Below are 23,250 nucleotides of genomic sequence, written 5' to 3' on the forward strand. Positions count from 1 at the left end.
TCACGAGTTAACTATAGCCATTCTTTCCCAACGGATATAGATGGAATAGTTGTTAAAATTGCTCAGAATATATTCGGATACTTAGTTATAATCTCTTTTAGTGAGTAATAAATCATCAAATTTAAGTGAAAAACTAAATCTCTTAAGTGTTAACAGCTACCTTTTAGCCAATCTTTTATTATCTAACATTATTTAATATATTCAGCATAAAAAAATCCCCCTCTGCTTTAAGCGGAGGGGGATTTAGAATTAATGAGCTGGCGATGACTTACTCTCACATGGATAACTCCACACTACCATCAGCGCTAAGAGGTTTCACTTCTGAGTTCGGGAAGGGATCAGGTGGTTCACTCTTGCTATTGTCGCCAGCACAACTGTTTATGACTATTCGTTGGGTCTTATTTACACATTGTGTATGCCTAACTTTCATCAAATGAGTTATTAACAGGTATATTTGAGTTGGATATTTTATCTAGCTTTATAACTAAATCAAGTTGTTTGCAGTGATTTGAACCACAACACCAACTGTTTGGGTGTTGTATAGTCAAGCCTCACGAGCAATTAGTATTGGTCAGCTTCACATATCACTATGCTTCCACATCCAACCTATCAACGTCGTAGTCTTCAACGGCTCTTTAGAGGACATAAAGTCCTAGGGAAATCTTATCTTGAGGTAGGCTTCCCGCTTAGATGCTTTCAGCGGTTATCCCTTCCGAACATAGCTACCCGGCGATGCGACTGGCGTCACAACCGGTACACCAGAGGTTCGTCCACTCTGGTCCTCTCGTACTAGGAGCAGATCCTCTCAAATTTCCAACGCCCACGGTAGATAGGGACCGAACTGTCTCACGACGTTCTAAACCCAGCTCGCGTACCTCTTTAAATGGCGAACAGCCATACCCTTGGGACCTGCTTCAGCCCCAGGATGAGATGAGCCGACATCGAGGTGCCAAACACCGCCGTCGATATGAACTCTTGGGCGGTATCAGCCTGTTATCCCCAGAGTACCTTTTATCCGTTGAGCGATGGCCCTTCCATACAGAACCACCGGATCACTAAGACCTACTTTCGTACCTGCTCGACTTGTGGGTCTCGCAGTTAAGCGCGCTTTTGCCTTTATACTCTACGCGTGATTTCCGACCACGCTGAGCGCACCTTCGTACTCCTCCGTTACTCTTTAGGAGGAGACCGCCCCAGTCAAACTACCCACCAGACATGGTCCTCGTCCCGGATAACGGGACAGAGTTAGAACCTCAATATTACCAGGGTGGTATTTCAAGATTGGCTCCACCGAAACTAGCGTCTCGGTTTCAAAGCCTCCCACCTATCCTACACAAGTAAGATCAAAGTTCAATGTCAAGCTGCAGTAAAGGTTCACGGGGTCTTTCCGTCTAGCCGCGGGTACACCGCATCTTCACGGCGAATTCGATTTCACTGAGTCTCTGCTGGAGACAGCGCCCCCATCATTATGCCATTCGTGCAGGTCGGAACTTACCCGACAAGGAATTTCGCTACCTTAGGACCGTTATAGTTACGGCCGCCGTTTACTGGGGCTTCGATCAAGAGCTTCGCTTACGCTAACCCCATCAATTAACCTTCCAGCACCGGGCAGGCATCACACCCTATACGTCCACTTTCGTGTTTGCAGAGTGCTATGTTTTTAATAAACAGTTGCAGGGGCCTGGTTTCTGTGGCTGCCAATAGCTCAAGGAGTAAATCCTATCACCGTCGGCAGCGTACCTTCTCCCGAAGTTACGGTACCATTTTGCCTAGTTCCTTCAGCAGAGTTCTCTCAAGCGCTTTGGTCTACTCGACCTGACCACCTGTGTCGGTTTCGGGTACGATTCCTATGTAACTGAAGCTTAGAGACTTTTCCTGGAAGCATGGTATCAGCCACTTCACTGTACAAGTACAGCTTGCTATCAGTTCTCAGCATACAGTACCCCGGATTTGCCTAAGATACATGCCTACAACCTTCCACCTGGACAACCAACGCCAGGCTGACTTAACCTTCTCCGTCCTCTCATCGCATTACATAGAAGTATTGGAATATTAACCAATTTCCCATCGACTACGCCTCTCGGCCTCGCCTTAGGGGTCGACTCACCCAGCCCCGATTAACGTTGGACTGGAACCCTTGGTCTTTCAGCGTGCGAGTTTTTCACTCGCATTGTCGTTACTCACGTCAGCATTCGCACTTCTGATACCTCCAGCATACTTCTCAATACACCTTCATCGGCTTACAGAACGCTCCCCTACCACTTGCAATAAATTGCAAATCCGCAGCTTCGGCATATAGTTTTAGCCCCGTTACATCTTCCGCGCAGGCCGACTCGACTAGTGAGCTATTACGCTTTCTTTAAAGGGTGGCTGCTTCTAAGCCAACCTCCTAGCTGTCTATGCCTTCCCACATCGTTTCCCACTTAACTATAATTTTGGGGCCTTAGCTGGCGGTCTGGATTGTTTTCCTCTTGACTACGGACGTTAGCACCCGCAGTCTGTCTCCCGGATAGTACTCATTGGTATTCGGAGTTTGCATCGGTTTGGTAAGTCGGGATGACCCCCTAGCCGAAACAGTGCTCTACCCCCAATGGTATTCGTCCGAGGCGCTACCTAAATAGCTTTCGGGGAGAACCAGCTATCACCGAGTTTGATTAGCCTTTCACCCCTATCCACAAGTCATCCCCTGGCTTTTCAACGACAGTGGGTTCGGTCCTCCAGTTAGTGTTACCCAACCTTCAACCTGCTCATGGATAGATCACCCGGTTTCGGGTCTACACCCAGCAACTAAACGCCCTATTAAGACTCGATTTCTCTACGGCTCCCCTATGCGGTTAACCTTGCTACTGAATGTAAGTCGCTGACCCATTATACAAAAGGTACGCAGTCACCGAACAAGTCGGCTCCCACTGCTTGTATGCATGCGGTTTCAGGATCTATTTCACTCCCCTCACAGGGGTTCTTTTCGCCTTTCCCTCACGGTACTGGTTCACTATCGGTCAGTCAGGAGTATTTAGCCTTGGAGGATGGTCCCCCCATATTCAGACAAGGTTTCACGTGCCCCGCCCTACTCGACATCATCATATAAGCCCTTTCGTGTACAGGACTATCACCCACTATGGTTGCACTTCCCAGAGCATTCCACTAGAACTTATATGACTTAATGGGCTTTTCCCCGTTCGCTCGCCGCTACTGAGGGAATCTCAATTGATTTCTTTTCCTAAGGGTACTGAGATGTTTCACTTCCCCTCGTTCGCCTCGTATGACTATGTATTCATCATACGATACCTGCCTTATGACAGGTGGGTTTCCCCATTCAGAAATCTCCGGATCACAGGATATTTGCCGCCTCCCCGGAGCTTATCGCAGGCTATTACGTCTTTCATCGCCTCTGACTGCCAAGGCATCCACCACATGCACTTAATTACTTGACTATACAACCCCAAACAGTCGTTAATCCCTACAAGTAGGATTAAGACAGTCTATGATGATTTCTCATCACTTCCTTACAGTTTGTTGTTCTGTGCACTTAAACACTGTACAGCTTCAATTCAATTCACATACCAAAACGCTTGATTCAGTTAATTTCGCTAGTAACTCATTTCTTCAATCTTCATCAATCAGTAATAAATCACTGTTAATGTCAATCTTAAAAACGAGTATGAACAAATTATTTCAACTCAAATATATTCTGTTAATGATTTTTCCAGCCTTCGTCAGGTCAGGAAACTGTGATAAATCACAGAAGTTAATAAAATGCAAACTAATGTCTACTTCTTACTAATTTCTATAATCTAACTACTTAACTTATATATTGATGAACAATATATGGTGGAGACTAGGAGAGTCGAACTCCTGACCTCCTGCGTGCAAAGCAGGCGCTCTACCAACTAAGCTAAGTCCCCAGCTTATCAATAAGTCAATGTTTCTGTTTTCTGTATTCAGCATTTAACAATGCTTGTTAGTCAGATTTGGTGGGTCTGACAAGACTTGAACTTGTGACCCCACGCTTATCAAGCGTGTGCTCTAACCAACTGAGCTACAGACCCTCAGATACATCGTCATGAAGAACAACTTGTTGTGGATTCTTACCAATCGTCAATCTTTCGTTAAGGAGGTGATCCAGCCGCAGGTTCCCCTACGGCTACCTTGTTACGACTTCACCCCAGTCATCGGCCACACCGTGGTAAGCGTCCTCCTTGCGGTTAGACTACCTACTTCTGGTGCAACAAATTCCCATGGTGTGACGGGCGGTGTGTACAAGGCCCGGGAACGTATTCACCGCGGCATTCTGATCCGCGATTACTAGCGATTCCGACTTCATGGAGTCGAGTTGCAGACTCCAATCCGGACTACGATCGGCTTTTTGAGATTAGCATCCTATCGCTAGGTAGCAACCCTTTGTACCGACCATTGTAGCACGTGTGTAGCCCTGGTCGTAAGGGCCATGATGACTTGACGTCGTCCCCGCCTTCCTCCAGTTTGTCACTGGCAGTATCCTTAAAGTTCCCGGCTTAACCCGCTGGCAAATAAGGAAAAGGGTTGCGCTCGTTGCGGGACTTAACCCAACATCTCACGACACGAGCTGACGACAGCCATGCAGCACCTGTATGTAAGTTCCCGAAGGCACCAATCCATCTCTGGAAAGTTCTTACTATGTCAAGACCAGGTAAGGTTCTTCGCGTTGCATCGAATTAAACCACATGCTCCACCGCTTGTGCGGGCCCCCGTCAATTCATTTGAGTTTTAGTCTTGCGACCGTACTCCCCAGGCGGTCTACTTATCGCGTTAGCTGCGCCACTAAAGCCTCAAAGGCCCCAACGGCTAGTAGACATCGTTTACGGCATGGACTACCAGGGTATCTAATCCTGTTTGCTCCCCATGCTTTCGTACCTCAGCGTCAGTATTAGGCCAGATGGCTGCCTTCGCCATCGGTATTCCTCCAGATCTCTACGCATTTCACCGCTACACCTGGAATTCTACCATCCTCTCCCATACTCTAGCTTCCCAGTATCGAATGCAATTCCTAAGTTAAGCTCAGGGATTTCACATCCGACTTAAAAAGCCGCCTACGCACGCTTTACGCCCAGTAAATCCGATTAACGCTCGCACCCTCTGTATTACCGCGGCTGCTGGCACAGAGTTAGCCGGTGCTTATTCTGCGAGTAACGTCCACTATCCTAGAGTATTAATCCAAGTAGCCTCCTCCTCGCTTAAAGTGCTTTACAACCAAAAGGCCTTCTTCACACACGCGGCATGGCTGGATCAGGCTTTCGCCCATTGTCCAATATTCCCCACTGCTGCCTCCCGTAGGAGTCTGGGCCGTGTCTCAGTCCCAGTGTGGCGGATCATCCTCTCAGACCCGCTACAGATCGTCGCCTTGGTAGGCCTTTACCCCACCAACTAGCTAATCTGACTTAGGCTCATCTATTAGCGCAAGGTCCGAAGATCCCCTGCTTTCCCCCGTAGGGCGTATGCGGTATTAGCATTCCTTTCGGAATGTTGTCCCCCACTAATAGGCAGATTCCTAAGCATTACTCACCCGTCCGCCGCTAGGTAATGTAGCAAGCTACATCACCCCGCTCGACTTGCATGTGTTAAGCCTGCCGCCAGCGTTCAATCTGAGCCATGATCAAACTCTTCAGTTAAAAATCATTAGTAGCTTATGGCTACAAATCTTGGCTCATCAATTTTCTGACAAATATTTCTCAAATAAACTTCGAGTAATTTTTACCATCAATCAATGAAATATTTTCGATCGATCAATCAGTAAAAATCCACACAAGTTGTTCTTCATAATCTCTTAATGATCTTTCTAACACCTCGTCAGTGCTAGAAGCTGGACTCAATATACTCAACAACTCAGCACTTCGTGCTTCGTTCGTTTCCGTCTATCTCGTCGGTATGGGGTGCATTCTAGACCATTACGAAATCTTTGCAACCCCCAAATTCACTTATTTGAAACGGGCGTTGGTTTTTTCTACAAAATTTAAGAAAAACCGTATTTTTCATCTATTTTTTGATCATATTTATAATTTTTTCTCTTATTTCTTTCAATATGAGCCTTTCATTTCCAATCTTTAAAAGTCTTTTAAGCTTAAAATTTAAGCCTTAACATTTATTTTTTCTTTAGGATGAGTCTTATCTATCTTCTAGCAACATTTTCGGACTTAAAATCACTCTGTATTTCTTTCATCTCTGTGTTTTTGATAAATCATCTTTCTAAAGACGTAGTTCTTTTATATTTAATACGCGCCTAAGCTGAAAAACTGCCACATCGCTATAAAAGCACCTAATATTTAGCAAGAATGGAATGCTTAGTCTGTTTTTATTTCATTCGCGTAATAGCAAAGCCCTCTTCTATCTATACCATGGTCAAGATAATTCAAGACAGAGCTGAAATAACAGCCACGATAAAGCTTGATGATACGAAGCATCTGGATATAAGTAGAAAACGCAGTGCTATATACCTATAAAGCTGATGACCAGCTTTATTTAAAAGTCTATTGCACCTAACTTTTATGACAGCTCGTTATTTGTCTGCGAGAAACTGATTTTAAAAACTAAATTTTTGCCAATAAAAAAGGAAGAGATCTCTCCCAAAACCTCTTCCTCGGAGTTAGATCGTTATCTGATCCATAGATGTCATTATTATAGTTATCTTAAAAAAAGTCCCTTGGGGAAGAGACTTGAAAACTGTGGAGAGTTATTCTTATTGACCCTTCTAGCGATATTAAAAACATCGACTAGACGTTGAAATCTTATACACACTCATTTTAAATTGCAATATTTTTGGAAAAAATTAAGCATTGTTTTTATAAGGTTTTTTTTGAATTTACTTATTTGATTTTTTTATAAAGATTAAAAAAATAAAAAGCAGGCCGAAGCCTGCTTTTATATCAATAACTTAAAGCATATATATGCACTGACTTAGTCTGTAAAAGTGACTTTGGCAATGGCTTTTTTACCCGACTGGACAATTAAAGTGACATTTTCTTTAACAGAGAAACCCATATCGACCACGTTCCAATCAACTTTGACCGCACCACGACCCACGGCATCTTTTGCCGCTGCAGCATTTGGGTTTAAGCCCGCTACGCGAAGAATTGTTGCAATAAACAACTCGCCACCAAATTCTGCACGTGAAATTGTCACTTCTGGTGTCCCTTCGGGTAGTTCACCCTCAGTAATCAGGTTGCCTGCACCTTTATGTGCATTTTCTGCTGCTTCTGCACCATGGAAACGCTCTACCAACTCAAGGGCTAGAATTTTCTTCACTTCTTGTGGATTACGCCCTTCAGCAATTTCTTTTAGCAGGACTTTAATATCATCAACGGATTTAAAGCTGAGTAAATCGAAATAGCGTTCAATTAATGCATCTGGCATCGAAAGGACTTTCTGATACATCGCCCCTGGTGCATCAAATACCCCAATATAATTACCCAAAGACTTAGACATTTTGTTCACACCGTCTAAACCTTCAAGGATTGGCACTGTAATGCAGACTTGCGCTTCTTGATCATAACGACCTTGAAGTGTACGCCCCATCAATAAGTTAAAGGTTTGGTCCGTACCGCCTAACTCAACATCTGCCTCAAGGGCAATCGAGTCATAGCCTTGAACCAATGGATATAAAAACTCATGAATTGCGATTGGTTGATGGTTGTTATAACGCTTGGTGAAGTCATCACGCTCAAGCATACGTGCAACCGTTTGCTGTGATGCCAACTGAATTAAATCAGCCGCTGTTTTGGTTGCAAACCATTCTGAGTTGAAGCGCACTTTGGTTTTATTAGGATCAAGAATTTTAAACACTTGTTCTTGATAGGTTTTTGCATTTTCAAGCACTTGCTCACGCGACAATGGTGGACGTGTTGCACTTTTTCCAGTTGGGTCACCGATCATCGCGGTATAGTCCCCAATCAAGAAGGTCACGTCATGACCCAAGTCTTGGAAAGTTTTCAGTTTATTAATTAAAACCGTATGCCCCAAGTGCAAGTCAGGCGCAGTCGGGTCAAAGCCCGCTTTAATTTTTAAAGGACGATTTTCTTTTAATTTCTTCAGAAGATCTTCTTCAGAAATAATTTCATGCGTGCCTCGTTGAATGAGAGCAAGTTGTTCTTCAGCCGGCAGGAAATTTGACATCACAAAACCCAAACACATCAGTTATTCAATTTGTGCGATATACTAACACTTTTTCAGCACATTGCAGGCTTTAGAATAATCATGACAGCGATCTATATTGGGGTAATGACTGGCACCAGCATGGATGGTGTTGATATTGTTGCTGCTTCTTTTGATCCTTTAGAGATTCACGCGACACTCACCCTTCCTTTTGATCCAGACCTTCGCGATGAACTCATGGCACTCACTTTGCCAGATGACAACGAAATTGATCGTATGGGTAAAGCCGATGTCGCACTGGCTCAAATGATTGGTCATGGCATCAATGAGATGATTGAGAAAAATCAGCTTGATCGTAGTCAAATCAAAGCCATTGGTTCGCATGGTCAGACTATTCGACATCGTCCTGAACATGGTTTTACTCTGCAAATTGGTGATCCCAATATTATTACTGAGCTCACTCAGCTCCCAGTAATTTCAGATTTTCGCCGTCGTGATATGGCTGCAGGTGGTCAAGGGGCACCGTTGGTACCTGCATTTCATCAAGCGCTCTTCCAACACGATAGTATTCACCGTGTGATATTAAATTTGGGTGGTATTGCCAATGTTAGCATGTTGCCTGCAGGTCAACCTGAAGCCGTGTATGGCTTTGATACAGGTCCAGCTAACATTTTAATGGATGCTTGGTGTGAACGTTATACTGGCCAGCCTTATGATGAAAATGGTAACTGGGCGGCTTATGGTCAACCTATTCGTAGCTTACTCGACCGCCTGCAAGCTCATGAATTTTTTTCTAAAGAACCACCCAAAAGTACTGGTCGTGAAGACTTCAATCTAGAATGGCTAGATGAACAAATTGCCGACTGGCGCAATGACCTTGAATACGACGAGCTTGAAGACAGTCCTGAAAATATTCAGGCTACATTAATGAAGCTCACCACGCGCGCCATTAAAAAAGCCATCTATCGCTCCGATATGGATACGGGTGAAGTCTACGTCTGTGGTGGTGGTGCCTATAATTCACACCTTTTAGAACAGTTACGTTGGCGCTTACGTAAACATAATTGGTCTGTACAAACCACCTCCGCGATTGGCTTAGCCCCAACTTGGGTGGAGGCGACTGCCTTTGCTTGGTTGGCCATGCGTTTTATCCAGCAACTCAGTGGCAACTTACCGACAGTGACAGGCGCACAAGGTAACCGTATTCTCGGAACGATTACCGCGGTTTAAACATCAAAATGCTTCTGGTCTTTTAGACGCAACCCAAGCAAATCAAAAAAACCAGTCAGGTGAATAACCGACTGGCTTTTTCTTTAATTTATATCAACGATTTTTTTTGCTGTTAATGTTAACGCATCATCAACTTGGCATTTTCCTGACGGAAGGCTTTTAAAATTTGCTGCCCCGCTCGTCCCGTCGGACTTAAGCCTAAACGAATTTGCTCCTGACGAATCGCTTGACGAGTTTTATCACCAATCAAGCCATCCACCGCGCCAATATCATAGCCACGATTCAGTAAAAACTGCTGAATTTCACGACGTTCAGAACGTGAAGTGCCTGCATCATCAGTTGGCCAAGTTGTACTAAACCCACCTTGCCCTTGTAAGCGGTCTGATAAATGCGCAATCGCTAATGCATAACTTTCTGCTGCGTTATAACTATAGATTGCATCAAAGTTTTTAAACACTAAAAATAGTGGACCATTTTCACCAGCGGGCGCCATCAACCCCGCTTGTGAGCTAGAAGATAAATTGCCTTGAATTAACGCTGAGCCATCTGCGCGTACCAAGCCGTTTTGCATCCAGTAAGATAAGGACTTCTTATTACGACGACTTTCTCCACTCAGAGAGATCGCTTGCGGATTTTTTACTTCAAATCCCCAAGGCTGCCCAGTTTGCCAGCCGCGTTTTTTAAGGAAATTGGCTGTTGATGCCAAAGCATCTGTGGTACTCGACACCAAATCACGGCGTCCATCACCATCAAAATCGACCGCCAGCTCTTCATACGTCGATGGCATAAACTGGGTATGGCCAAACGCACCTGCCCATGAGCCTTTCAGTTGTGGCTCCGTTAAATCGCCACGCTGTAAAATACGCATAGCGGCAAAAAACTCTCCACGGAAATAGCTTTGGCGGCGCCCTTCACAACTCAATGTGCCTAAAGCTTGTAATAATGGATATTTACCTGAAATATCGCCAAAATTACTTTCCACGCCCCACACGGCAACCACAGTCTCCGCAGGCACACCATACGCGGCCGCAACACGATTCAACACTTCACGATGCTGCGCCAATTTTTGCTGACCTACCGCAACACGCTCATCATCCACCAATCCTGACAAATAATCCCAAATCGGCGTGGAAAATTCAGGTTGGTAATTTAATTTTTCAATCACAGAATAATCAGGCGCTAAATTTTGTGTGTAGCGATCATAAGTGGACGCAGACACACCATTCGCCATCGCTTGGCTTTTTAAATTGGCAATACAGCTTTGAAATGAATTCTGAGGATGATAATCGGAAGTTGCGACATTTGAACTGCCTGTAACTTTTTGACCATTAATAATAAGCTCAGCATTCGCCTGAGTCGCCGCTAAAAAAAATGAACCTAAAAGAAAAGCAAAACGGTGCATAAAATCCCTAATGATTCTTTATCTCTGAATTATGCTTTTAACCTTAACACTTTCGATTTCACTTTTCTGAATCAAAACGTAAATGAATATTCATTTTGGTTTAAATTCAAAACCATCTTTTAAATTTAAAACCACTTATCCACAACACTACAGATCTCAACTTTTGAATTCAAAAACAACCTTTAGTTCAGCAAGCACTTTAAATTCAATCATCTTGTTTTAAATTTATTTTATCCACATTTTTATTTAACCTTCATAATCAACAATATACAAAGAATTAAACTTCGAAACCCAAGCTCAATATTTTTAAATTCAAAACTTTAAATTCATCTCACAGACTTTAAATTTATTGTTTTGAATTTAAATTCAAACAGCATCAAAACTTTTAAATTCATTTTAAATTTAAACACTCGATTTAAATTTAAAACCCACTTTTAAATTCAAAATTTTACTTCTATTTTTTAAATTCAAAATAGACTTAAAAAGATATCCACATACCCAAGTTGATAGAGCTCTCTACTGTTTCACTTTCTTTTAGGTGAAAACCAGTGTCACATTCAATCGTAGACGCTGTTTTAAACGTGCTTCTCTGCACAAAACTCGCTTTATTTTGCTTTCAGTTTATTTTTCTATGCGCTAATTTTATCAAAACGGATAAAAAACACTCAATTTATTTCAATTTTGATCCGATTAACGGTCACTTTTTTCAAAGAGGCGCAATCATGCCTGAATGAGTCCAAATAAAAAAGCGACCACTATCGTGATCGCTTTTTTTAACAACAACTGAAGCTTTAGATGGTCATATCTTCGCTCAGTGCCAATGGATTTGGTAAGATTTTAGCCAACTGGCGACATAGCATCGTGAGTTGAGCGGTATCATTCGGCATTAAAGTTAGGTGACCAATCTTACGACCTTCACGTTCTTCCTTATTATAAAGATGTAGATGTACACCTTCTAAGGCCAAGACTTGTTCAGACTGTGGATACTGACCAATAATATTGATCATGACCGTAGGGCGAACGACTTCAGTTGAACCCAAGGGTAAGCCTGCAACTGCACGAATATGGTTTTCAAACTGAGAGCATACTGCGCCTTCAATCGACCAGTGTCCTGAATTATGCACACGTGGCGCCATTTCATTGGCATACAAACCTTTGTCTGTGACAAACAGTTCTAAGGTCAACACGCCAACATAATTCAAATGATTCAATAGGCGAGTGATGTAGTCTTGTGCAACGGGTTGTAAGTCCGCACTATTCGGTGCAGGAACAATCGAATGCGACAAAATACCATGATGGTGATGGTTTTCAGCCAATGGCCACGTTTTCACATCGCCATTTTGACCACGTACCGCAATGATCGAAACTTCACGCGAGAAGGTCACAAAGCTTTCTGCAATTAAACTTCCAGCAGGGCCTAATTCAGCCCATGCTTGTTCAATTTGTTGTTCAGAACGCAATACAAACTGACCTTTGCCATCATAGCCACCTGTGGCTGTCTTCAGCACAATCGGTAAACCCAGCTCAGCAACTGCAGCGCTTAAACTTTCTAGAGAATCTACCGCTTTATAAGGCGCAACAGGAATCTCAAGCTCATCAAATAACGCTTTTTCAGACAAGCGATGCTGTGCAATAGCTAAAGCCTGACGCGGCGGATGCATATCTTTTTGCTTGGTCAAAACATCAACATCGGACAAAGGCGTATTTTCAAACTCAAGGCTGAAGACATCTGCACTGGCAATAAAGTCTTGTAAACCATTTTCAGTTTTGCTTGAAATCACTGTTCCTAAAGCCGCTGAAGGGCAGTCTGTACTCACATCAAAGAACGTACATTGAATATTCAGTGGCAAAGCCGCTTGCGCCATCATGCGACCCAGCTGCCCACCACCAAAAATACCGATGGTTTTATTCATGAGGAATGCCCCGTATTAAGCTTGGCCTGGAATATTGCTGCTTGCGACTTTGTCGGTTTGTGCAGCACGGAAATCTGCTACATTTTTTGCAATTTCAGGACGTGTCAGACCTAAAATTTGTGCTGCCATAATCGCGGCATTGGTTGCGCCTGCTGGACCAATTGCTAAAGTACCCACTGCAATACCTGCTGGCATTTGCACAATGGATAACAGTGAATCGACACCGTTTAAAATCGAAGACTTCACTGGCACACCCAGTACAGGCAAATCAGTTTTCGCCGCACACATTCCTGGTAAATGCGCCGCACCGCCTGCACCCGCAATAATCACTTGGATACCACGGTCACGTGCTTGCTCAGCATATTCAAAAAGACGATCTGGCGTACGGTGCGCAGACACAACTTCCGCTTCAAATGGGACACCAAGTTGCTTAAGCATATTGGCAGTGTGTTCGAGAGTGGCCCAATCTGATTGAGAACCCATGATAATTCCAACGAGAGGAGTGTCTTGTGAAGCGGCCGCATTCATTGCAATGTTTCCAGAGATAGTTAAGAGAGATAAATCTCGACTAGCGCCAAGCTTTAATAAGAGCCCCGTATTATAGACTGATTTTTCAGCTCTCCAAAATTTAACCGTACAACTAAATGCAGATTTTTCTTGTTTTTTTATGGCGTAGCATAAAACTTAAATAAAAAGAGGACTGTAGCCTCACTTTTTGATTTATTGGCTGCGAAAGACAAAATACACACAACCAAATAAACACAGTCCTGCCCATAAATAATCGAGCTTAAAAGGCTGTTTAAATAAGAAAAGCATAAACGGTACAAAAACCAAGAGCGTCACCACTTCTTGAGTGATTTTCATTTCGCCCATCGACCAGCCTTGCTGTGACAGCATACGGGTCGCAGGAATCATAAAACTGTATTCCACCAACGCGATGAACCAGCTAAATAAAATGGCTTGCCAAAGCGGCACACCCGGTAAAAATTTTAAATGTCCATACCATGCAAGTGTCATAAAACAGTTGGCAATAATCAATAAAATAAAGGGCAGGGACATGAAGCAAAATCGCTGAGTTTAGGAGCATTTTATTCTACGTTTTTTGCTAGAAAATTCAGCAAATATTGCACTTTTTAGCCGAATTTTTTACAAAATAAAAGCGTTGTTCAAGCCGCAGAATAATTAAACGATTAGATACAAGAATCACTATCTTTTCGCTAAGCGCCTTGCTATGGTTGCTTTCACATCGAATTAATCACGACAACAGCACCAACAATACGTGATGTGTCTATAAAAGCAGTGGAGTGAGGCGGAATGCATCTGCATATTTTGGGTATTTGTGGCACCTTTATGGGGTCTTTAGCGCTTTTAGCACGTGATCTTGGCCACACAGTGACGGGTTCGGATCTAAACGTTTATCCTCCCATGTCGACCCAACTCGAAAATGCAGGCATTACCTTAATGCAAGGTTATGACCGCAGTCATTTGCAACCGCATCCTGATTTGGTCATCGTCGGCAATGCGATGAAACGCGGGATTGATGCCGTTGAATACATGCTTAATGAAGGCTTACCATATATTTCAGGCCCACAATTTTTGGCCGATCATGTACTTCAAGGCAAACACGTACTTGGTGTAGCAGGGACCCACGGTAAAACTACCACCACCACCATGTTGGCTTGGGTGTTGGATCAGGCTGGCTTAGAGCCAGGTTTCCTAATTGGCGGTGTACCTTTAGGTTTCTCTGAAAGTGCGCGTTTAGGTGCTGGCAAGTACTTCTGTGTCGAAGCCGATGAATATGATTCTGCCTTTTTCGACAAACGTTCGAAGTTCGTGCATTACCATCCCAAAACAGCCATTTTAAATAACCTTGAATTTGACCATGCCGACATTTTTGATGATTTAGCAGCAATTCAAAAACAATTCCACCACTTGGTTCGTACTATTCCAAGTGAAGGTCGTATCATTGCGCCTATTACTGAAAGCAATATTGATGAAGTTTTAGAGCAGGGCTGTTGGACACCTGTGGTTCGTACCTCTTTAGAGGCCCACGACAAGTCTGAATTGTATGCCGAACAACTCAGTGCTGATGGTTCACATTTTAAAGTACTCCAACACGGCGTGGTAAAAGGCATCGTGCAATGGAACATGACAGGGCAGCACAGCGTAGCCAATGCTTTGGCGACTATCGCTGCGGCTGAACATGTTGGCGTAAGCATTGAAACAGCGTGCGAAGCACTGTCTAACTTTGGTGGCGTGAAGCGCCGTATGGAGCTTTTAGGTACAGTACGTGGTGTTGAAGTGTATGATGACTTTGCCCATCACCCAACCGCAATAGATACGACGCTGGAAGGCGCACGTAAGCGTTTAGGCGAACGTAAGTTATGGGCGATTATTGAACCACGTTCAAATACCATGCGTATGGGAAGCCATAAAGATGGACTTGCGCACTCTGCACGTTTGGCCGATGAAGTGATTTGGTATCAACCAGAAGGTTTAGACTGGGACTTACAACCTGTCATTGCGGCTGCACCCAACAAGGCAGTAGTTGCACGCACTTTGGATGACATTATCCATACCATCGTCAGTGATGCAGGCGAGGGCGATGCGGTTGTGATCATGTCCAATGGCGGCTTTGGTGGTTTACACCAAAAATTGATCAGCGCTTTAAACGCAGAATAAGTTATTCCCATTAGAAGAAAAAACCCGCATATGGCGGGTTTTTTACAAGCTTATCCAATTAAAAACCAGACATCGTACCCGTATATTCAAAATCTTTTAGTTTTGCCCAGCCTTGAACCGTGTCTCCCAAGCGCTTGCTGAAATACATCATCGAAACCCACTGTTCTTGGCCATCATCATAGGTGCTATAAGCAGTAATATGATCATTTTTAATCATAAACAGATCTTTGATTTTACAAGCATTGCTCGGTGCTGAATGAAAATATACTCTGGTTGGAGCAATCACTTTCATACCCCAACGTGGAATGATCTGAACTTCTTTTTGTTCTGCCTTTTCCTCAAGTTTTACACAATCTTCAGCATGCAATAAAGGGGCAACTGAACAGAATAGGGCAATAGATAAAAGCGTCTTCATATACTTTAATTTCACCATCATTCAGCGCTGCAAAACACAAAATAGAACTGTAATGGCAGCTATATCGATCTCATTTAGCTTAACCTTTAGAATTGCGATGAATGGCGAACAATTAAGCCGCAACATCCTCAAAACTTTTCTCACGGCGAAACATCACATCGACATAAGAACAGGTCGGGATAATCTTCAGGTTTTTCTCACGCGAAAAATCAACGAGAGTATCCAACAGCAAACGCGCCACACCTTGACCTCGCAGTGAATCATCGACCCAAGTATGGTTGGCATCAATGGTTGTCTCGTCCCGCCAAATATAGCTAATTTCAGCAATGCGCTGACCGTCTGCATTATTTAAAAAAAACTCACCTTTTTGATCACGATCTACATGTTGAAATTGCATAGCACACTCATTGAATGGATTGATTTATCGTTCTCTATCTTAGTGGAATAAAACATCATGAATAGATGGATCTTTGTCGAATACCGATTTGGAAAACGGACACAAGGGTAAAATTTTCACGCCCTTATCACGGGCAAAGTTAACCAAAACATCCAATAACTGACGCCCCACATGTTGCCCACGGAGCAACTCACTGACCCAAGTGTGATCAATAATAAATTTATCATCCCCAGCCCAACTATAAGTCATTTCCGCCACACGCTCGTTTTCTTGCTCAACAAAAACTTCGCCTTTACTACCTGTTTCTTGATGTTGAATTTTCATTATTATTCCTCTTTGGTTTACTGTTTTTTTTTAGCTTGCCACAAATTGAAGTAAAATTTTGTCTCATTTATATTTCATCTACAATTTTCTTTAATATTTGCTCAAACCATAAAAATATGCGATGCTTAACTCACTTTTGGATCAAATCCAAAACCAAATTTATGTTGAACAAGGGGAGTAGCCTCCTCCAAACGTGAAAAATAAATGCCATGCATCACTTTCACGTGTCAGATTATCGTCATTACACTTTGCAAAAAGTCGGTATCTGAGCATTTTAGCGCACAAAATACATACGCTAAAATGTAGGCAAGACCTTGATCATGTTGTCACAGATATTTTATTTCATCTGGCAGCAGGTCAAGGTTTTTTTGTGGCCGATTGCTGGATGTGGAGGATTTCATGGAATCTATCGGCAATTTATGGCTATACCTTGCTTTTTTCGGCATTGTTACCGTGATGCTACTGATCGACTTTTTAGGCTTTAAACAAAAAGAAGGCCAAGAAGTTAAAATCAAAACAGCCGCGTTATGGAGTATTGCGTGGGTTTCCGTCGCATCACTCTTTGGTGCAGGTCTCTGGCTTTATTTACAACAAACTGCAGGTGTCACTGTGGCCAATACCAAGGTCATGGAGTATTTCGCAGGTTATTTACTTGAAAAATCTTTAGCCGTCGACAACGTCTTTGTCTGGCTGATGATCTTTGCTGCTTTTGCTATCCCACCTGCACTACAACGCCAATTACTGCTGTATGGTGTATTGGGCGCGATTATTCTACGTACCATCTTTATTTTTATTGGCGCGTGGTTCGTGCAAGAGTTCTCATGGATTCTGTATATCTTCGGTGCTTTCTTGGTGTATACGGGCTTCAAATTCTTCAAAGGGCAAAACGAAGAAGAAACCAATATCGAAGATATGGCGATCTTAAAATGGCTGCGCAAACATATGCGGATTACTCCGCAAATGCATGGCAATAAGTTCTTTGTCCGTCAAAACGGGATGTTGTGGGCAACACCACTGTTCTTGGTGTTAATTTTAGTTGAAGCGTCGGATGTAATTTTCGCGGTGGACTCCATTCCTGCAATTTTCGCGGTGACCTCTGATCCGTTTATCGTATTGACTGCAAACTTAATGGCAATTTTGGGTCTACGTGCGATGTTCTTCTTGTTGTCTGGTGCAGCAACCAAGATGCATTATCTCCCATATGGTTTAGGTATTATCTTGGTGTTTATCGGCTTTAAGATGCTCATGCTGGATGTGTTCCATATGCCAATTTGGATTTCACTGGGCTTTATTGTGTTGGTGCTGACTATTACTGCAATCCTATCGATTCGATACAGTAAGAAACATCATCAAACCACCCTCTAATGTTTTAAAAAAGCCTTCCTCTGTGAAGGCTTTTTTTATGACCAAATTTTAGTATACATAAGACTTAATCCTATGATTTTCTGTGTAAATGTACTGTACTTTATGCAAACAGCTCCCTATGATAAGCGGGCTTAAAACCCTTGGTTTTACCTGTAAAAATAAAAGAACCCGAAGGTTGCTCATCCATGCGTACCAAAAAATTAACTCTTGTTGTGGTGCCGGTTTTACTCACGGCATGTAGCGGCTCTAAAACCCTACAACAGGATGTTTACAATAACCAATATAACTGCTACCAAGACTGGCATTTTGAACTGTGCGAACCTGCTAACGAAAATGGCGAATCGAGCTATAGTGGCTCTACTGGGGTCTATATCGGCCCACAATATTATAAAAATAACCGTAAAGTCCGTTACTTGGGCCAAGTCATGAAAGCACGCGGACGACATTCGACAGGCTCACCCAGAATCTCGACTCACGTTTTTAGCCATGCCAAATCCCAACCCATTCGTGGAGGCTTCGGCCGTGGCGGAGGCTCGTTCGGAGGTTAATACATGAAACGAGTTCTACTGCCTGAGCGTGCAAACTGGCAACAAGCACATCAAGAGATTGGTTTTGACTACTACAACTTGCCGTCGCGGGATGGTTCAATGTATTGGTCAGAAGGTGTGGCTTATGAGTTTAGCCTCAAGCAAATTGAACAACTTGAAGATGCCTCGAACGAATTACACCAGATGTGCCTTGAAGTGGCAGGGGATATGATTCAACGCGGTTATTATCCCGAATATTTTCAACTCCCCCCAGCAGCGATTCCTCTGATTGAGCATTCATGGAAAAACCAAGCACCAATGCTCTATGGCCGTTTCGATTTTGCCTATGATGGTCAAGCCATCAAAATGCTGGAATACAATGCCGATACGCCAACGGGTTTACTCGAAGCGTCTGTTGCACAGTGGCATTGGATTGAACAAGTCGAAAATATTGCAAACCGTGATCAGTTCAACAGCATTCATGAAAAGCTGATTGAGCGCTGGAAACAGCTCTATCCTGCGCGTAGCCGTGTCCATTTCGCAGCCTGCCAAGAAGCAGGGCGTGAAGATTGGGGCAATTTAGAATACCTCATGGATACTGCTTTTCAGGCAGGCTTAAATGTCAGCGAACTGTCGATGGAAAACATCGGTTGGAATGGCACAGCCTTTGTCGATTTGCATCAGCAAGAGATTCAGCATTTATTTAAGCTGTATCCGTGGGAATGGATTTGGGAAGAAAATTTTGCGCAGTTTCTCAAACCTGAAACCGAATGGATTGAACCGTGTTGGAAAATGCTGCTCTCCAATAAAGCCCTATTGATCGAGCTATGGAAACGCTTTCCGAATCATCCATTGTTGTTAGAAACCCATGCTTATGATGCGCACGCCCACTACGCAGGGAAATGGGTGCGTAAGCCCATCTTAGCGCGCGAAGGCGCAAATATTCATATCCTACAAAACAATGTCGATTGCGGCGCAGCCTCAGGTAGTTTTTACTTCGATGACTACGACAAATATGGCTATGTCATGCAGCGCTGGGTAAAAACTCCGTTGCATGAAGGCATGCTGCCCACCTTGGGACTTTGGATGGTCGGAGATGAATGTGCGGGGATGTCACTGCGTGAAGATGTGTTTGATGTGATTGGCAATGATGCGCATTTTGCTGCGCATTATTTTGTGGAATAAAGTGGCGCTCTAAATCACCTATTTAAAATAGATGTCCAAAGATTAATGCGGGTCTGTTCAGGCGTTTTAGTAGGAGCACCATCACTTTTAGGTTATTCACGGCGGAGTCTTATCTTTTTTAAGTTCGATACTGGGAGCTCAATTATTCTTTTGTTTCGCCAAATGAGAAGCGAAGCTTCGTAAGGAAAGCATTTGTTCTCCGCAAAACCTATTCACTTTCTATAATTAAAAAATTTGTGTTGCAAAAATAATCTACTCCAAACACTACGCAGGTTGCGGATGACGCTTCCGTGTATCAAATAAAGTTTAAATTGAAAAAGAAAATGCCTGTCAACTCTAAAACTGACAGGCATACATTCGAAGACAATATTTTTTTCAAGCTTAAATAGTATGCGCTTTAACCCGCTTCATATAAGACACCAAACGCGTGAAAAACAAGATTTGCAGGAAGATGGTAAATAGCGAAATAGTCCATTCATACCAATTATCAAACGCTGTGCCTTCTAGATTAAAAGCAAAATAAAGCCCCAATAACACTGCACCAAAGACAACACCAGCCACGGTGGTTTGTACCAAAATGGGAAAAGACAACGCTGTGATTCGACCTAAGAAATGCTCGCCCTCATCGCCACCATTGGCTTTATAAGCGCTTTGAATCCCGATAAACATAATCAATAAAGTCAGAAGTCCCTCAACGCCAATCACACGGACATCACCATAGGGTGAATACATGCCGTAGTAATACACCACTGAAACCAGTAAGGCGGTGACTAAGTAATAATTTTTATAATGCTTTTTATCGAGGGTATTGCTAGATAATTCATGTGCTAATGCTTTGGTATTCCAAAAATACATGCCGATAATTGTCTCTTATTTTATCAATGCCGACACTGTACTGACTCAGCATTCAAAGATAAAGACTTTCTCAACAAAATTTTGCGAAGAGATTGAATCATTTAAGCTCAAAGCATCTGCTTATGCATTGCATAAAAAATCACGATCTTATCGATGGCACAGGTACATGTCTGGCCTTAAAACAGTTCAATTTTTAAGAAAATACTGCTCCAGTCTTTCATTTAAAATGTAGTGTTCACAACCCAAATAAAAACTTCAGTAAATAGCCGTGAAAAAAATCCAGTTTACGGTACAATCAATCGAAAAAAAGTCAAAACGCAGGTTTAAAATGTCTTCTGTAGTTGCAACGACGGCGGTTCGCGGTCGCTTCCTAGATATTCAGAATACGGTTGCCCAAGCGCGTGAAATTCACGACCAAGTGCGTTACGTAGAAGATGGTTTACTGATTAGCCAAAATGGCAAAATCCAATGGTTTGGATCTTGGCAGGAGGGGCAACAGCACCTTCCTGTTGGCGTCGAGGTTCAGCACTATCCTGAACAATTGATTGTGCCGGGCTTTATCGACACCCACATTCATTTTCCACAAACAGAAATGGTGGGGGCCTATGGTGAACAGCTACTTGAATGGCTCAATACCTATACCTTCCCAACTGAATTACAATTTTCAGATAAAGCCTATGCCGACCGGATTGCCCAATTCTTTGTGCAAGAACTGCTAAAAAATGGCACCACCACAGCCTTGGTCTTCTGTACTGTACATACCGAATCGGTAAATGCACTATTTGAAGCGGCAGGGCAGCACCAGATGCGTCTGATCGCAGGTAAAGTCATGATGGACCGTCATGCACCTGAAGATCTGTGCGACACACCTGACAGTGCTTATGCAGACTCTAAGGCACTGATTGAAAAATGGCATGGCAAAGGCCGTAACTTGTATGCGATTACGCCACGTTTTGCTCCAACCTCAACACCAGAGCAACTGGCTAAAGCAGGGCAGCTCAAAGCTGAATACCCAGATGTGTATGTGCATACGCATTTAAGTGAAAATAAAAATGAAATCGCTTGGGTGAAAGACTTATTCCCTGAGCAGCAAGGTTATCTGGATGTTTATCATCACTTTGGCTTAACCGGTTCGCATTCGGTCTTTGCCCACTGCGTGCATTTAGAAGAGGCTGAGTGGGACTGCATGCATCAGACTGACTCTGCCATTGCTTTCTGTCCGACCTCCAACCTATTTTTAGGCAGTGGTTTATTTCCATTGAATAAGACTTGGGACAAGCAGGTAAAAGTTGGGCTGGGTACAGACATTGGTGCAGGGACCTCTTTTAACCAACTACAAACCCTGAATGAAGCCTATAAAGTGCAGCAGCTTCAGGGCGATAAATTGTCTGCGTTTGAATCGCTCTACCACGCTACGCTGGGCGGTGCCAAAGCACTGAGCTTGGATGATAAACTCGGTAACTTTAATTTGGGCAAAGAAGCCGACTTTGTGGTGCTCGATCTCAAAGCAACTGCGTTGCAAGCATTACGTCAACAACGTGCAAAAGGGATTGAAGATGCGTTATTTGCCCTAATGACCATGGGTGATGACCGTAATATTCATGCGACTTATATTTTTGGTCAGAAAGCCTATGTGCAAAATTAAGTAGCAAATAGCGAAAATTTAAGCAGCTAATCGAGTTTTGAAACAACTTTGATTTTCGCTTCTAAACCAAGCTGCATCCCGCCTGCAATGAAATGATTACATTTCCAGCAGGCAAAAGGGGGTGCATCTCGTTTAGAGATATATTAAAATTAATGCATATATAGAGGTGTTGCAGGTCAACGCCTTTTTTATTTTTGATTTTTTTAAATTTTTAGGTATCTACCCATGACCGTTCAAATGAGCGTAATGATTTCTACTGAAGAGATTCAAGCGAAAGTAAAAGAGCTTGGTGCACAAATCGATGCGCATTATGCAAACAGTGATAAGGAACTCGTACTGATTGGTTTATTACGAGGTTCAGTCATTTTCATGGCAGACTTATGTCGTACGATTTCAAAACCCCATGAACTCGATTTCATGACGGTTTCGAGCTACGGCAGCGGTACGGTATCTTCACGTGATGTAAAAATTTTAAAAGATTTAGACGGTGAAATTCGCGGTAAAGATGTTTTGGTCATTGAAGACATCATCGACTCAGGCAACACCTTGAGCAAAGTACTCGAAATTTTAGAAACACGCTCTCCCAACTCAATTGAACTTTGTACCTTAGTCAGCAAACCTTCACGCCGTGAAATTGAACTCGATGTGAAGTTTTTAGGCTTTAGTGTCGAAGATCGATTCATTGTGGGTTATGGCCTAGACTACGACCAAAAGTACCGTCATTTGCCATTTATTGGTGAAATTGGTCTTTAAGAGCAATCGATAAAAGAGTGGCCGAAGGCCACTTTTTTTATTTTTATCGTGAGCTAAGTACATAAAACATACAGTTTTTAGCAGATTCGCTCTACTGCACAGTCGCATTATGCCTGATGATATTTTTGCACATGATGTAAAAACAAAGACATGATAAAAAAAGGAGCTGGCTCATGTGGTCACTTATTGTTGCAATCGTGATTGGTTTTATTGCAGGTCTCATCGCACGTGCTATCCATCCTGGCGATGACAAAGCAGGATTTATTATCACCACTTTACTGGGGATTGCAGGTTCTCTCGTAGCCACTTATGGTGGTCGTTTACTTGGTCTCTATAGTGAAGGCTCTGCCGCAGGCTTTATTGCTTCAGTTATTGGGGCCATCGTTATTCTATTCATCTACAACATGGTCACCAAAAAAACCTAAACTCAGCC

Annotated in this window: 17 protein-coding genes, 2 tRNA genes and 3 rRNA genes; 8 read left to right on the forward strand and 14 right to left on the reverse strand. The window is 43.0% G+C overall.

Translation table 11 applies throughout. The annotated features are described in order from the left end of the window. Nucleotides 1-255: 255 nt before the first annotated feature. From rrf to tyrS, 6 genes are all read right to left on the reverse strand, one after another. A 5S ribosomal RNA gene (rrf, locus tag ACSC9N_RS16900) occupies nt 256-370 on the reverse strand. Nucleotides 371-540: 170 nt separating this feature from the next. After that, a 23S ribosomal RNA gene (locus ACSC9N_RS16905) occupies nt 541-3,434 on the reverse strand. 395 nt (nt 3,435-3,829) lie between these two features. Further along, nucleotides 3,830-3,905 (reverse strand) — tRNA-Ala (locus ACSC9N_RS16910). Nucleotides 3,906-3,972: 67 nt separating this feature from the next. After that, nucleotides 3,973-4,049, reverse strand: a tRNA-Ile gene (locus ACSC9N_RS16915). Nucleotides 4,050-4,110: 61 nt separating this feature from the next. Then, a 16S ribosomal RNA gene (locus ACSC9N_RS16920) occupies nt 4,111-5,648 on the reverse strand. The 16S, 23S and 5S rRNA genes sit together here with 2 tRNA genes alongside, the layout of an rRNA operon. 1,282 nt (nt 5,649-6,930) lie before the next feature. Then, nucleotides 6,931-8,163, reverse strand: coding sequence for a tyrosine--tRNA ligase (gene tyrS / locus ACSC9N_RS16925; RefSeq protein ID WP_278345301.1), 1,233 nt, complete (start codon nt 8,161-8,163; stop codon nt 6,931-6,933). Nucleotides 8,164-8,226: 63 nt separating this feature from the next. Here tyrS and ACSC9N_RS16930 point away from each other — a divergent pair, with 63 nt between their 5' ends. Further along, nucleotides 8,227-9,354: an anhydro-N-acetylmuramic acid kinase gene (locus tag ACSC9N_RS16930; protein ID WP_278345302.1), complete on the forward strand. Its 1,128-nt coding sequence runs from the start codon at nt 8,227-8,229 to the stop codon at nt 9,352-9,354. 118 nt (nt 9,355-9,472) lie between these two features. Here the strand turns inward: ACSC9N_RS16930 and ACSC9N_RS16935 are convergent, their stop codons facing one another. The 4 genes from ACSC9N_RS16935 to ACSC9N_RS16950 form a co-directional block, all read right to left on the reverse strand. Beyond that, the gene (locus tag ACSC9N_RS16935; protein WP_395474963.1) at nt 9,473-10,756 is read right to left on the reverse strand and encodes a lytic murein transglycosylase; all 1,284 of its coding nucleotides are present in this window, start codon (nt 10,754-10,756) and stop codon (nt 9,473-9,475) included. A 791-nt stretch (nt 10,757-11,547) separates the two neighbouring features. Then, nucleotides 11,548-12,669, reverse strand: a complete 1,122-nt coding sequence (locus tag ACSC9N_RS16940; protein WP_005401789.1) for a 5-(carboxyamino)imidazole ribonucleotide synthase — start codon at nt 12,667-12,669, stop codon at nt 11,548-11,550. Nucleotides 12,670-12,684: 15 nt separating this feature from the next. Next, a complete protein-coding gene (purE, locus tag ACSC9N_RS16945; RefSeq protein ID WP_058870640.1) occupies nt 12,685-13,197 on the reverse strand; it encodes a 5-(carboxyamino)imidazole ribonucleotide mutase in 513 nt (170 codons plus the stop codon). A 192-nt stretch (nt 13,198-13,389) separates the two neighbouring features. Beyond that, the gene (locus tag ACSC9N_RS16950) at nt 13,390-13,728 is read right to left on the reverse strand and encodes a DMT family protein (RefSeq protein WP_004977754.1); all 339 of its coding nucleotides are present in this window, start codon (nt 13,726-13,728) and stop codon (nt 13,390-13,392) included. A 255-nt stretch (nt 13,729-13,983) separates the two neighbouring features. Here ACSC9N_RS16950 and mpl point away from each other — a divergent pair, with 255 nt between their 5' ends. Further along, the gene (mpl, locus tag ACSC9N_RS16955; RefSeq protein WP_279677322.1) at nt 13,984-15,351 is read left to right on the forward strand and encodes a UDP-N-acetylmuramate:L-alanyl-gamma-D-glutamyl-meso-diaminopimelate ligase; all 1,368 of its coding nucleotides are present in this window, start codon (nt 13,984-13,986) and stop codon (nt 15,349-15,351) included. Nucleotides 15,352-15,409: 58 nt separating this feature from the next. On the opposite strand, the gene ACSC9N_RS16960 is transcribed toward mpl, so the two are convergent. The 3 genes from ACSC9N_RS16960 to ACSC9N_RS16970 all read right to left on the reverse strand — a co-directional run bounded on the left by ACSC9N_RS16960 (nt 15,410) and on the right by ACSC9N_RS16970 (nt 16,487). Continuing rightward, nucleotides 15,410-15,787 carry a hypothetical protein gene (locus ACSC9N_RS16960; protein WP_341767605.1) on the reverse strand — a complete coding sequence of 126 codons (378 nt, stop codon included), beginning with the start codon at nt 15,785-15,787 and terminating at the stop codon, nt 15,410-15,412. Between the two features lie 91 nt (nt 15,788-15,878). After that, nucleotides 15,879-16,163 carry a GNAT family N-acetyltransferase gene (locus ACSC9N_RS16965; protein WP_004697494.1) on the reverse strand — a complete coding sequence of 95 codons (285 nt, stop codon included), beginning with the start codon at nt 16,161-16,163 and terminating at the stop codon, nt 15,879-15,881. A 39-nt stretch (nt 16,164-16,202) separates the two neighbouring features. Then, nucleotides 16,203-16,487 (reverse strand): GNAT family N-acetyltransferase, encoded by a 285-nt coding sequence (locus ACSC9N_RS16970; protein ID WP_062031177.1) that lies wholly within the window; start codon nt 16,485-16,487, stop codon nt 16,203-16,205. Between the two features lie 399 nt (nt 16,488-16,886). Here ACSC9N_RS16970 and ACSC9N_RS16975 point away from each other — a divergent pair, with 399 nt between their 5' ends. The 3 genes from ACSC9N_RS16975 to ACSC9N_RS16985 all read left to right on the forward strand — a co-directional run bounded on the left by ACSC9N_RS16975 (nt 16,887) and on the right by ACSC9N_RS16985 (nt 19,564). Beyond that, nucleotides 16,887-17,852 carry a TerC family protein gene (locus tag ACSC9N_RS16975; RefSeq protein WP_004697489.1) on the forward strand — a complete coding sequence of 322 codons (966 nt, stop codon included), beginning with the start codon at nt 16,887-16,889 and terminating at the stop codon, nt 17,850-17,852. A gap of 185 nt (nt 17,853-18,037) precedes the next feature. Continuing rightward, nucleotides 18,038-18,400 carry a hypothetical protein gene (locus ACSC9N_RS16980; protein ID WP_395474964.1) on the forward strand — a complete coding sequence of 121 codons (363 nt, stop codon included), beginning with the start codon at nt 18,038-18,040 and terminating at the stop codon, nt 18,398-18,400. Between the two features lie 3 nt (nt 18,401-18,403). Further along, nucleotides 18,404-19,564: a glutathionylspermidine synthase family protein gene (locus tag ACSC9N_RS16985; RefSeq protein WP_395474965.1), complete on the forward strand. Its 1,161-nt coding sequence runs from the start codon at nt 18,404-18,406 to the stop codon at nt 19,562-19,564. Nucleotides 19,565-19,945: 381 nt separating this feature from the next. Here the strand turns inward: ACSC9N_RS16985 and ACSC9N_RS16990 are convergent, their stop codons facing one another. Then, on the reverse strand, nt 19,946-20,419 hold the full coding sequence (locus ACSC9N_RS16990) for a hypothetical protein (RefSeq protein ID WP_159151802.1): 474 nt from the start codon (nt 20,417-20,419) through the stop codon (nt 19,946-19,948). A gap of 328 nt (nt 20,420-20,747) precedes the next feature. Here ACSC9N_RS16990 and guaD point away from each other — a divergent pair, with 328 nt between their 5' ends. The 3 genes from guaD (at nt 20,748) to ACSC9N_RS17005 (ending at nt 23,242) form a co-directional block, all read left to right on the forward strand. Further along, a complete protein-coding gene (guaD, locus tag ACSC9N_RS16995; RefSeq protein ID WP_395474966.1) occupies nt 20,748-22,064 on the forward strand; it encodes a guanine deaminase in 1,317 nt (438 codons plus the stop codon). Between the two features lie 225 nt (nt 22,065-22,289). Next, nucleotides 22,290-22,817, forward strand: coding sequence for a hypoxanthine phosphoribosyltransferase (hpt, locus tag ACSC9N_RS17000; protein ID WP_279699875.1), 528 nt, complete (start codon nt 22,290-22,292; stop codon nt 22,815-22,817). Between the two features lie 173 nt (nt 22,818-22,990). Continuing rightward, on the forward strand, nt 22,991-23,242 hold the full coding sequence (locus tag ACSC9N_RS17005; RefSeq protein ID WP_395474967.1) for a GlsB/YeaQ/YmgE family stress response membrane protein: 252 nt from the start codon (nt 22,991-22,993) through the stop codon (nt 23,240-23,242). Nucleotides 23,243-23,250: the final 8 nt, after the last annotated feature.

This window comes from Acinetobacter sp. PC34, from assembly GCF_051789135.1.
Taxonomy (GTDB): domain Bacteria; phylum Pseudomonadota; class Gammaproteobacteria; order Pseudomonadales; family Moraxellaceae; genus Acinetobacter; species Acinetobacter johnsonii.